At 42.8% G+C, this 12,186-nt stretch carries 9 protein-coding genes; 3 read left to right on the forward strand and 6 right to left on the reverse strand.

Translation table 11 applies throughout. From position 1 onward, the window contains the following. Nucleotides 1-15: 15 nt before the first annotated feature. The 4 genes from ACWM1W_RS09175 to hrpA form a co-directional block, all read right to left on the reverse strand. On the reverse strand, nt 16-2,022 hold the full coding sequence (locus ACWM1W_RS09175; protein ID WP_375725566.1) for a hypothetical protein: 2,007 nt from the start codon (nt 2,020-2,022) through the stop codon (nt 16-18). Nucleotides 2,023-2,176: 154 nt separating this feature from the next. Next, nucleotides 2,177-2,935 (reverse strand): 1-acyl-sn-glycerol-3-phosphate acyltransferase, encoded by a 759-nt coding sequence (locus ACWM1W_RS09180; protein WP_214002107.1) that lies wholly within the window; start codon nt 2,933-2,935, stop codon nt 2,177-2,179. Between the two features lie 14 nt (nt 2,936-2,949). Then, nucleotides 2,950-4,059, reverse strand: a complete 1,110-nt coding sequence (locus tag ACWM1W_RS09185) for a beta-ketoacyl-ACP synthase III (RefSeq protein ID WP_004784039.1) — start codon at nt 4,057-4,059, stop codon at nt 2,950-2,952. A 30-nt stretch (nt 4,060-4,089) separates the two neighbouring features. Then, nucleotides 4,090-8,034, reverse strand: a complete 3,945-nt coding sequence (gene hrpA, locus ACWM1W_RS09190; protein ID WP_375725565.1) for an ATP-dependent RNA helicase HrpA — start codon at nt 8,032-8,034, stop codon at nt 4,090-4,092. 362 nt (nt 8,035-8,396) lie between these two features. On the opposite strand from hrpA, the gene ahpC reads away from it, so the two are divergent. After that, the gene (ahpC, locus tag ACWM1W_RS09195) at nt 8,397-8,960 is read left to right on the forward strand and encodes an alkyl hydroperoxide reductase subunit C (RefSeq protein WP_004784041.1); all 564 of its coding nucleotides are present in this window, start codon (nt 8,397-8,399) and stop codon (nt 8,958-8,960) included. A 295-nt stretch (nt 8,961-9,255) separates the two neighbouring features. Continuing rightward, nucleotides 9,256-9,462 (forward strand): KTSC domain-containing protein, encoded by a 207-nt coding sequence (locus ACWM1W_RS09200; protein ID WP_004784043.1) that lies wholly within the window; start codon nt 9,256-9,258, stop codon nt 9,460-9,462. A gap of 16 nt (nt 9,463-9,478) precedes the next feature. On the opposite strand, the gene ACWM1W_RS09205 is transcribed toward ACWM1W_RS09200, so the two are convergent. Together ACWM1W_RS09205 and ACWM1W_RS09210 are read right to left on the reverse strand one after the other, a co-directional pair. Further along, a complete protein-coding gene (locus ACWM1W_RS09205) occupies nt 9,479-10,069 on the reverse strand; it encodes an O-methyltransferase (protein ID WP_375725564.1) in 591 nt (196 codons plus the stop codon). 43 nt (nt 10,070-10,112) lie between these two features. Continuing rightward, nucleotides 10,113-10,331, reverse strand: coding sequence for a DUF1653 domain-containing protein (locus ACWM1W_RS09210; protein WP_004784046.1), 219 nt, complete (start codon nt 10,329-10,331; stop codon nt 10,113-10,115). 233 nt (nt 10,332-10,564) lie between these two features. Between ACWM1W_RS09210 and ahpF the strand changes: the two genes are divergently transcribed. Then, entirely contained in the window at nt 10,565-12,130 is a 1,566-nt protein-coding gene (gene ahpF, locus ACWM1W_RS09215) for an alkyl hydroperoxide reductase subunit F (protein ID WP_005236514.1), read from the forward strand. Nucleotides 12,131-12,186 lie beyond the last annotated feature (56 nt).

Below are 12,186 nucleotides of genomic sequence, written 5' to 3' on the forward strand. Positions count from 1 at the left end.
AAGCACTGAATCAGGTCAAGCCTGCAGGTTTAACCAGTTAATAAAATGCTGGGCAATATTGATATATTCAACTTCCGCTTTTTGATTATTTGGATACTCAAGCTGGTCAAAAATGACTTGGTCATTCTGCAACTGACAGCCTAAAATCAAAGGTAATTTAATGGCAGGATGTGACATGCGAAAGGCCACATATTCACCTTCGACTATACGCTGTGCATAACTTGCAGCCAGACAGTTCCGGAATATTCTAGCCTCTTCAATAATCCGCTCTAGTGTTTTCAATTCCTCAAACCGCCAATTAAAATACAGTAGAAAATGTGCTTGTGTGAGCGGCCTCCAGCTGGCTAGAGCAAAGTCTTTTTTGAGCTTGGCAATAATCTCTTGCTTCTGAATTTGCTCATGCCAGACAACTGCCTGCGTAAATAAACTGGTCCAGCTTAAATTTTTAGGCACTTCTGTTTGAGTAGAAAAATACTCCGGCAGATAATCACGGATATAACCATCCAAACAGGATTCCCGCACATGCCTTGCATGTAAATAAAAGCGCTTCCTGAACTCTACAAATGGAATCTGGTTACGTTGTAGCACGTTATAAAAATCACGGTCTTGCTGAGTTTGGGGCCGAATATAAGCCAGCACATCCTCAGGCAAATCACGGGTGACCTTATACAGATGCTGCATATAAGCCTGCATCACCCGACTTAAGTTGGCGTAAACTCTTTTAGTCATCTGATCACCCATTGCCACTACATCCCGCAATAATCCGATCCATTCATCCAGATATAGAATCGATGGACTAATGGCAATACGATGATCCTCAATAGCCTGACGCGTCCCTTTGAGAACAACTGTTCGATTTAGCTCATGCTCAAACCAGTGATGCTGAATGGCATATTGATGAACATCATCAATAAACAGACGTGCTGCGATATATTGAAAATATTGCAAGGTAGCTAAAACAATCTGCGGATGAATATGATGCGTATCGATAAAGCTTAAAGCTGTTGCTGCTACCCGCACACTGCTATGTTGAATGTTGCTGCTCAGCCAATCCAAGATTTCCGCAGGCTGTTTAAATAGCCAGTTCACTACGCGATGACAGTCAAATAAAGGAAGTTTGGCGACTTTTTTTTGCCATAAATAAGGATTATTTTCCAGAAAATTGCGTTTGGATAGCAGATCATTCCGATGCCAGCTATCACGATTCATCAACCGAACAAAGCCCAGTAGATGACTTTGCTCTTCAGCATGCCGATACAGCAAACGGATATCGTCAATATGGTCATTCAGCTCATGCAGATTGAACCGGTTTTCAAAGGATAAGGAGATAATCCGGAAGGTTGCTGGGTGCAGAAACTCAGGCGCACTAAAACAAAATGCATCCAGACTATCCATAACTGACTGAATCGATAGAAACTCATCTGGCTGCAAATATTGCAAGGAAAAGATTTGCTGTAGCTGTTTTAAGACATTCGCAGGAATCTCATGCCCACTTTGAATCCAATTACTGATACAAGGCTGAGTATAAACTTCGGCTTTAATCATAAAGGAGTCGATGATTTCAGCCTGCACAAGCGACATCTGTTTTAAGCAATTAGCAACTCGGTCAGGCGCATTAACCCATATATAGACTTGATCAATAATGAGCTGCCGGAGCTGTTTGGCTTTATCACGTAAAAACAGGGAATGCTGGGGCTTTAAATCACCAGTCAGAAAGTAAATATCCTGAAAGAAAAACTCTTCCAAAGCCTCTGCTTTAGCCAGACTGGAATCAATGTGCATTTCTGCTAAGGCATGAGGATTTTCCGGATTTAAATCTTGAGGTGTATATAGCTGGATATTTAATAAGCCATTAAGCAGATCAATTCGATGCTCATCTTGATGTATCTTGAACAAATTCTGGGCATTCACATGACCAACAAAAGCCATTTGATCCAAATACAGCTGATTTAACTCAGGAAAAATACTGAGGCATTGTTGAGCGAGCTGTCTGAATGGCAGTAGCAAACCCTCCTGTTCCATATTTCCCCCTTCGTTTTAACCCTATTGAGTTACAGACCTACTGAATTTCAATCCTTTAAAATCACTTTTTCCTTTCTATTACAGAAATTGATGCATGGTGATTTTTTAGACGATTCGATCTCAATGTAAAGCAAAGCAGGAATGATGAAAAGACCTAGACTTCATCTTGCCGACGTCTGTCAGCCAACAGTTCTAGCCCCTGATAGATCTTGTGTTGTAAATGCTCACGAAAATCAATCAGATCATTCTCGTGCTGTACATGATGAATCGGCTGCCGCGGCATAAACTGAAAATAAAAAGGTAAGTGTTTGGAAAAAAGGTTTTTAGGCAAAGAAGGAATTACATCACCATGACGTAATAATTTATTGAGTTGAGGGATTTTTAATAATTTTTGAAAATACTTATGTTGAATGATTTTATTTGCATCAAATCCAATCTCATAGATTTCATCACCGCCAAGTGCAGCAAAAGGGACAATATCATATTGAAACTCTTGAGCTAATTTCAGAAAACCGTAACGCTCTTTCCAGATCAGCTGATACTGCTCACCTTCCCGTTTCAGCACTTCACGGCCACCACCCGGAAAGACCAGAATCGAGTAGCCTTGCTGCATGGCCGAGCGGACGTAGTCCTGTACACCATCAATAGCACCAAATTTCTTCACTGCTTCACGCCATAGCGGCACATAAAAATGGCTATGATCAGCATTACTGACCACAGCCACTTGATGTTCATTGTACAAGTAATCAATCAGCATTGGCGCATCAAAGATGCCATACATGGAATGATTACCGACATACATTGCAGGTCGACTGGCATCAATATTTTCAGCCCCTAAAAAAGTAGGCGTGAAATACAGTTTGGATAAGGCACTTAAGCGCCTGATCCATGCTCCGTCATGCTTGACCTGCAAAATATACTCCCGGCTTACGCCACGCGTTTTTGTACCAGGATTGAACCCACTGAATAGCCTGCACCAAATGAACACAGTACGCCATATTCGCCGTCTTCAACTTCATTTGCAGTACGGTGTAAGGCAATGATGACACCTGCGGAAGAAGTATTGGCAAACTCATTCAGAATGATAGGTACCAGACCTGGTTTGGCATTTTCTTTACCCACTACCAGTTTCAGAATTAATTCATTCATGCTGGCATTAGCCTGGTGCAACCAGAAGCGTTTCACATCTGTAGGGGCAATATGATTTTTCTCAAGTTGAGCAGTAATCATCTTGGCAACCAGTGGACACACTTCTTTAAATACTTTACGACCATCCTGACGGAAACGTTTGTCGTCAATATCTGCATTTTCAGACGTATTCAGGAAACCGAAGTTATTACGGATATTGTTTGAGAACTGAGTAAATAATGAAGTATCCAGAATCTCGAAACCGGTTTTAGTTTCAGTATCTTCAATGATCGATGCAGTTGCCACATCACCAAAAATAAAGTGACAGTCACGTGAACGGAAATCGGTATGTGCAGAGGTAATTTCGACATTTACCAGCAATACACGACGTGCACCTGCTTTGATGGCATCGGCAGCCTGTTTTAAACCAAAAGTTGCTGCTGAACATGCGACGTTCATGTCATACGCATAACCTTGAATACCCAGAGCAGTCTGGATTTCAATCGCAACCGCAGGATAAGCGCGTTGCAGGTTTGAACATGACAGGATCACGACATCGATATCTTCAGCAGTAACACCGGCATTTTCCATCGCCTGTTTAGCGGCAATCACGCCCCATTCTGCCTGAAGGGAAATTTCATCATCTGAACGTTCACGTAGATTTGGACGTAAACGTTTTGGATCGAGGATGCCAGTTTTTTCTGACACATAACGGCGTTGTACGCCTGACGCTTTTTCAATAAATTCTGCGCTAGAACCACGACGCGCATCTAATTCGCCTGCAGCGATTTTATCTGCATTTTCGTGATTATACAGTTCCACATAAGCATTTAAACTTTCAACTAACTCTTCATTGGTAATGACATCTTCCGGATGGAACAAGCCAGTACCCGTAATACGGATGCCCATGTAAAACTCCTTCTCAAAATGACCTATATCTTAACTGATTCCAAGACGTTCCCATACTTTTTGCAGGCGAGTTGGAGAAACGGGTGTTTTCGTTTTCATCGGTTGAGAAAACAATGAGATCCTTAACTCCTCAACCATAAAATACAATTCTTTAAGGCGAGCGTCATTTTTAAACTGAAATAATTTTTCCATCCACGGATCAATTTGGTCAATGGCGGAATCATCCCTCTGTAGGTTATTTGGCAAGCGTTCTAAACGCAAGATCAGGGCTTTCAAATAACGTGGAAATTCTGACCATACGTCGGAAGGTTTCCGATAAACGAAGTCAGAAAGACTCATCAAATCAAGCTGATCCTCAATATCATCAATATTTTTTCCAAATATAGATGGGTCTAAAACCAGTAATTTACGACGGATTTCCTGCCACTGGATATAAATATCCGTGATTTCTTTCAGTGCAGTCTGGCCATGAGTCAGGAAAGATTTTTTTACATCCTCCACCAACTTTTGGAACTCTTGCATATTGACAGGCAGCTCATTAATTGACAGGTGCAGTGCGGCATAAACTAGCATTTGCTCCAGTTGAGCCTTATCACCAAGCGGTGAATATGCCAGTGCCAGCGGTTTGGAAATCTGTTTTTTCAGCTGGCGCACCAGATCTCCGAGCTGCATATGCACCAGTCGAATAATCCCTTCACGGTGCTGTTTGACGGCTTCAGCCTGATCATTAAAGGTCTGAATCACGACACCAGATTCATCTTTCTGTTCCAGTGCAGCGAAGTCTTTGGTCGGAACCAGTGCCTGATATTGCTTGACCACTACACCCGTCACTTTTTGCGACGCTTCAAAGACAAAGTTTTCTGGGAAAGTTTTAAATTCACCTTTTAACTGTTTCACCGGACTATGAGTTTCAGTACGGCAACGGGCTTTCAGTTCGGCAAGATCACGGCCTTGTTCAATCACACGACCTTTTTCATCAATCACCTTGATCAAAGGCAAGAGATATTGCTCAACCCGATCCAAGCTAAAATCTTTTTCTGTAATCTGCTCGCCACGCAACTGGAAAGCCAGAAAACTGAAAATATGCTCACGTAGATTGACTGCATCAATACGGGCTGCCAGCTTTTTCGCAGTATCTGGAATCGGCACCAGACTACGGCGTTTATCTTTAGGTAAACTCTTTAATAAAGCTTCGATCAGCTCCAGACGCCAGCCCGGAATCCCCCATGACCAGATATTTTCATCGACCTGCGGCAAAGCCTGCAGCGGGATTTTAACCGTTGCACCATCTTCATCATGACTTGGGTCAAAACGGTAACTGGTCGCCAGACGCAATTCACCATTACGTAAATAATCCGGAAACTGTTGTGTGGTCGGACGATCATTCAGCCACAGCGCATCATCATCAATAAACAGATAACGTGGATCATGTGGCTCTACTGTCGCACGCCAGTCCTCAAAACTGCGGCGACTGGCTACTTCTGGTGGTACTTTGGAGGCATAAAACTGGTAAATGGTTTCTTCATCCACGACCAAGTCACGACGGCGTAGCTTGTCTTCTACCCGCTCCACTTCTTCCAGTTTCAGCAAATTATGCTTCAAGAAGGGTGGATTAATGCCGAGATTACCAGTAGTCAGTGCATCACGCAGGAAGATTTCATGCGCAGCCGGCTGATCCACTTTCTCATAATTGACCGGACGTTTCGGCTCGATGATTAGACCAAACAGAGAAATCTGATCATACGCATTGACCACACCTGCCTTTTTCGACCAGTGTGGTTCGAAATAATGATGTTTCAGTAAGTCACGCGCAGCGAGCAGAATCCATTCCGGCTCAATCTTTGCCAGAGTTCGTAAATACACCTGCGAGGTTTCAACCATTTCAAAAGCCATCACCCATGGGGTATTGGTTTTGTGCAGCGTTGATGCCGGGAAAATTCGTGCTTTCTGCTGACGGACTGCCATAAATACATTACGTTCATCAGTCTTGTTGGCAATAAAAGACAGTAAGCCGGTCAATAAAGCGCGATGCAGATTTTCATAACTGGCTTTCTTTTCATTAAAGGATAGCTTTAAGCCTTTAGCCAGATCCACCAGCTGCTCATGAGTTTTCTTCCATTCACGCAGACGTAACCAGCTCAGGAAATGATTACGTGCAAAAGTACGACGTTTGTTTTCGCTCATACTTTCACGGTTGTTATGCAAGGTATCCCAGAGCTTGATATAAAACAGGAAATCTGAATCTGCTTCACGGAACAAGGCATGTTTCTGATCGGCCTGCATCTGCTTATCCGCAGGACGTTCACGTGGGTCTTGTACTGCCAGAGCTGCAACAATCACCAAAGCTTCATTCAGCGCACCAAAATGAGCACCGCCAAGAATCATTCGCGCCAGACGTGGATCAATTGGCATTTTTGCCATTTGCTGACCGATTTTGGTTAGAGAATCCCCCTTGCCTTGAAGTCCTCCTTTCGTAAAGGAGGATTTAGGAGGATTAGTAGAATCTCCCCCAACCCCTCTTTCAGAAAGAGGGGCTTTACTCTTCTCCACCATCGCCCCAAGCTCAATCAAGAGCTTGCGACCATCATTGACCAGACGGTGATCTGGTGGCTCAATGAAATCAAAATCTTCCAGTGAACCTAAGCCCAGACTTTGCATCTGTAAAATAACGGATGCCAGATTGGTCCGTTTAATCTCTGGTTCGGTAAATTCAGGACGACTTAAAAAGTCTTCTTCACTATACAGACGAATACAGACGCCTGGCGCAATACGACCACAACGGCCTTTACGCTGATTGGCAGCAGCTTGAGAAACCGCTTCGATCGGTAAGCGCTGCACCCGTGAACGATAGTTATAACGGGAAATACGGGCAAAACCGCTATCAATCACATAACGGATATTAGGTACAGTCAGTGCAGTTTCTGCTACGTTCGTGGCGATAATAATGCGTCGGCCGCCGCCCGAAGGATTAAAGATTTTTTGCTGTTCTGCTAATGCTAATCGTGCGTAGAGTGGTAACACTTCAGTATGGCGTGGACCATGCTTGATCAAGGTTTCCTGCAGTTCACGAATCTCCTGTTCGGTACTGGCAAAAATCAGGATATCGGCATGTTCTAGATGACCTTTTTCCTGTGCATCCTGAAAACATTCTTCTACAGCTGCAACCACTGCACGTGGCAGATTTTCTTCAAAATCATCAAACTCGTCGTCATCACTGCCGACAATGCTCATTTCAGAAATTGGACGATAACGCACTTCTACCGGATAGCTACGCCCTTCCACTTCATAGATCGGCGCGCCATTAAAGTAGTTACTGAAACGTTTTACGTCCAGCGTTGCCGAAGTAATGATGACTTTTAGATCTTTACGACGCGGCAACAGCTGCTTGAGATAACCCATGATGAAATCGATATTCAGCGAGCGTTCATGCGCTTCATCGATAATAATGGTGTCGTATTTGGTCAGGAACCGGTCATTGGCTAGCTCTGCTAATAAAATACCATCCGTCATCAAACGGACAATCGAATCCTGCGAGCCCTGTTCATTAAAACGGACTTTAAAGGAGATCGATTCCCCCAGTTTCTCGCCAACTTCTTCCGCAATACGCTGTGATACGCTACGCGCAGCCAGACGACGTGGTTGGGTATGGCCAATCAGTCCAGTCAGGCCGCGACCTGCCAGCATGGCGATTTGTGGTAATTGTGTGGTTTTACCGGAACCGGTTTCACCAGCCACAATAATGACCTGATGCTGCTGGATCGCTTCGATCAGCTTGTCTGCATACTGGGTAACAGGCAGATCCTGATTCAGCTTGATATTGGGAATGCGTTCGATACGCTGCATGACTTTGGCATGCGATTTTTCAAATAATTCTTGATATTGCTTTTGGTTGGCATCTTTACCTTTTTGGAGTCGATTTAAACGATGACGGTCACGCGCCATAACGAGCTGATCTACATTTAAAGGACTCTGCACTGAGAAAACACCTGATATAAAAAAAGACAATAGGCAGCTATTTTACGCTGTATTGCCCCTAAGCGAAAGAACGGCCATTTTGAATATTTTTATAATTTTTTAATTTTTACCCTTGAATTTTACTGCTTGCGGCATCATGTCTGAAGAGGCATTAAACCGGGGTGAGTCTTGTCATGATGTATTCACCATTCTACGGTTGAATCATTTATATCAAGAGCAATGCTGTTTGCGCTGATGGTGTTTTATTTTTAGCTTAATTCGGTTTTTCCGATGTATGTTATGTAAAAATACTGTTTCAGCAAGAAAAATAATTTCTGTACCCTATTGGAAATTAAATACAAACCTCAATCATGGAGACAATGATGAGCTTAATTAATACTGAAGTTAAACCGTTCAAAACAACTGCGTTCCAAAATGGTAAATTCATCGAAGTAACAGAAGCTGATCTTAAAGGTAAGTGGTCTGTAGTATTCTTCTACCCAGCTGACTTCACTTTCGTTTGCCCAACTGAACTTGGCGACCTTGCTGACAACTACGAAGAATTCAAAAAATTAGGCGTTGAAATCTACTCAGTTTCTACTGACACTCACTTCACTCACAAAGCTTGGCACGATTCTTCTGAAGAAATCAAAAAAATCCAATACGTAATGGTTGGCGATCCTACTTGGACTCTTGCTAAAAACTTCGACGTACTAATTGAAGCTGACGGCCTTGCTGACCGTGGTACTTTCGTGATCGATCCAGAAGGTAAAATCCAAATCGTTGAAATCAACGCTGGCGGTATCGGTCGTGATGCTCAAGAACTTCTTCGTAAAGTTAAAGCAGCTCAATACGTACACGCTCACCCAGGTGAAGTTTGCCCAGCTAAATGGAAAGAAGGCGACGCAACTCTTGCTCCTTCAATCGACCTAGTTGGTAAAATCTAATCTGTATTAGATTGAACTGATTCAAAAAAAAACCACGCTTTTAGCGTGGTTTTTTATTTGAACATTTATTTGATTGCTCTATTGGCCAACCGTTTTATTTTCCTTTTCCTTCTATCTAAAGCCATCCTGCCAAATCTTTATTTTTCACTTTAAAGATCATATAAAAATCAGGCATGCATATTGCATCCTCTTCATAACAATCCCCTACTTATGCTTACAATTCAGTTATACATCTTCAATGTCAGTTGGCATAAGTTCAAGACATAAGATAATAATATTCAGTGGAGGAAAACGTATGCAAAAACTGCTAACCGTGATCTCATGGGCTTATAGTCCTTCTAGCCGCCACCTGAAAATCATTTATAGCAATGGCGATATAGAGCTCTACCATCCTGTTCCCGAATTTGTTTATGACAACCTGTTAAGACGACAAGATAAAATGGCCTTTGTACAGAAGTATCTTGAATACAACTTACATTTTGACCGGGTTTGCCTGTTTTAATTTAACTAATTTCTACTTAACGATAAGTCACCATGAATAAGCCAGCTCCAATCGGCAATGTACTTATGATAAAACGTGAATCCTGCTGGATCAGCTGAATAAATTCTTCTACTTCCGCAGCATGTGAAATCACATTATCCACCAGCAATACTCCACCTTTTGGCTTGAGCAATCGGGCCAAATGGGTCCAATAATCCACATAAGCATCACGTTCCGCATCTAACAATATAAAATCAAATACGTCCTGCTCAGCTTGCAGATAATACAAGGCATCTGTCACTTTAAAATCAATCAAATCCTTTAAGCCTAGCTGATTTGCATACTGCTCGGCCTGCGCAACTCTTTCTGCATCTGTTTCTAATGTTGTAATCATCGCTTGAGTCTGCCGGGCAGCTTCGGCCAGCCATAAAGTGGAATAGCCTGTAGAAGTCCCAATTTCCAGAATACGTTTGGACTGCTGGGCACGAATGAGTAATGATAAAAATCGGCCTGATTCAGGCTCAATATTTCGATAGCGTTGCAGACGTTCAGTTTGCTGAAGATCATGCGCATGAAAGGTCTTATACAGTTCCTGCATGAAACTTTCAAAATGTTGTAATTGATTCATTGCTCTTCCCTGAGGTTATCTAAATAAATTTTTTATGGATTGATTAAAGTGCCTGAACCAATTTAAAGCGTTCTACTTCACGATCATCACTGGTATTAATACTTTCTGTAAACATGGATAGCGGTCGAACCCAAATCGAATAGTCACCATAAAGACATTGATAAACCACCAGCTTTTCCTCCGTTTCACTATGTGTTGCCACATGCAGGACCTGATAAAGTTTACCCTTATAATGTTGATAAATACCGCGTTGTAATTCCATCGTTCAACTCTCAAATGCAGAATTCCAATCTTAACTGAAAAAGACCAATCACACTTTAAACTACTTGAAAATTCATGCTAAGCACCCATATATAAGCTTGAAATTAATCATGAATTTTTCAATACATTTGCAAAACCGATCAAATTTATAAGAACAAACTGTTTTATCTATTTATCGATTTGGCTTAGTATCTACTTATCGAATGAATTCTTACTCCTTTGGAGACGTTAGCAATGTTAGATCAAAATACTTCAGCTCAATTAAAAACACTACTTGAACGTTTGGAAGGCCCGATTGAATTAGTGGCAACTCTGGATGGCTCTGACAAGTCAGCCAAAATCAAAGAACTGGTTGAGGAAATCGCTCAGCTTTCTGATCTAGTCACTGCCCGTTTTGACGGTACCAACAAACGTGCACCAAGCTTTGGTGTGGCAAAAGCCGGTGAACAGCCTCGTGTGTTCTTCGCAGGCTTGCCGATGGGCCATGAGTTTACGTCGCTGATTCTGGCATTGTTGCAAACTTCAGGTTATGCACCAAAAGTTTCTGCCGAAGTTCTGGAATCAATTAAAGGCTTAGGGATCAAATCTGACTTTGACGTATTCGTATCACTCAGCTGTCATAACTGCCCTGATGTCGTTCAGGCACTCAACCTGATTGCCATCTATAACCCAGGTACAACTGCAACCATGATCGATGGTGCCTTCTTCCAGGACGAAGTGGAAGAACGCAAAATCATGGCCGTACCGATGGTGTTCCAGGACAATGAACATATTGGTCAGGGCCGTATGACACTGGAAGAAATCATTGCCAAACTGGATACCAATGCCGCAGCCAAAGACGCGGAAAAACTGAATGCCAAAGATGCATTTGATGTGTTGGTGATTGGTGGTGGACCTGCAGGGAATACTGCAGCGATCTATGCAGCACGTAAAGGCATCAAAACTGGGATCGTGGCTGAACGTATGGGCGGTCAGGTGATGGATACCATGGACATCGAAAACTACACATCAGTGCAAAAAACCCAAGGTCCGAAATTTGCCGCTGAAATGGAAGCCCATGTTCGTGAATACGGTGTCGACATCATGAACCTGCAACGTGTATCTGACATTAAAGGTGCAGATAGCACCGCCAATGGTCTGGTAGAAGTAACTTTAGAAAATGGTGCGAAACTTGAATCTAAAACCGTGATTCTGTCTACCGGTGCACGCTGGAGAGAAATGAATGTTCCAGGTGAGGCAGAATACAAAACTCGTGGTGTAGCGTACTGCCCACACTGTGATGGTCCATTGTTCAAAGGTAAACGTGTAGCGGTGATTGGTGGCGGTAACTCGGGTGTAGAAGCTGCGATCGACCTTGCGGGTATTGTTGAGCATGTAACGCTCGTTGAGTTTGATACAAAACTGCGTGCGGATCAGGTACTTCAAGATAAATTGAACAGCTTGCCAAACACCACCGTAATCAAAAATGCGCTTTCTACCGAAGTGATCGGTGATGGTTCACAAGTCACAGCGTTGAAATACAAAGACCGTGCAACTGATGAAGAGCATACAGTTGAACTGGCAGGGATCTTCGTTCAGATCGGTTTGTTGCCAAACACCGACTTCCTGAAAGGAACCGATGTTGAGCTAACTAACCGTGGCGAAATTATGATTAACGAGCGCAATGAAACCAATGTCAAAGGTGTGTTTGCTGCAGGTGACTGTACCACTGTTCCTTACAAACAGATCATCATCGCCACTGGTGAAGGTGCCAAAGCATCATTATCTGCCTTCGACTACATCATCCGTTCTGGTCAGTAATCCTCAAAATTCATGAATTAAAAAAAGCCCGCATTGTGCGGGCTTTTTACTATCTT

This window comes from Acinetobacter sp. TW_SC_4, from assembly GCF_054861205.1.

Excerpts from the sequence above, each read along its gene's own strand:
- ACWM1W_RS09175 (WP_375725566.1), bottom strand. The coding sequence starts at position 2,022 with ATGGAACAGGAGGGTTTGCTACTGCCATTCAGACAGCTCGCTCAACAA.
- ACWM1W_RS09185 (WP_004784039.1), bottom strand. The coding sequence starts at position 4,059 with ATGGGCATCCGTATTACGGGTACTGGCTTGTTCCATCCGGAAGATGTC.
- ahpC (WP_004784041.1), top strand. The coding sequence starts at position 8,397 with ATGAGCTTAATTAATACTGAAGTTAAACCGTTCAAAACAACTGCGTTC.
- ACWM1W_RS09200 (WP_004784043.1), top strand. The coding sequence starts at position 9,256 with ATGCAAAAACTGCTAACCGTGATCTCATGGGCTTATAGTCCTTCTAGC.
- ACWM1W_RS09205 (WP_375725564.1), bottom strand. The coding sequence starts at position 10,069 with ATGAATCAATTACAACATTTTGAAAGTTTCATGCAGGAACTGTATAAG.
- ACWM1W_RS09210 (WP_004784046.1), bottom strand. The coding sequence starts at position 10,331 with ATGGAATTACAACGCGGTATTTATCAACATTATAAGGGTAAACTTTAT.
- ahpF (WP_005236514.1), top strand. The coding sequence starts at position 10,565 with ATGTTAGATCAAAATACTTCAGCTCAATTAAAAACACTACTTGAACGT.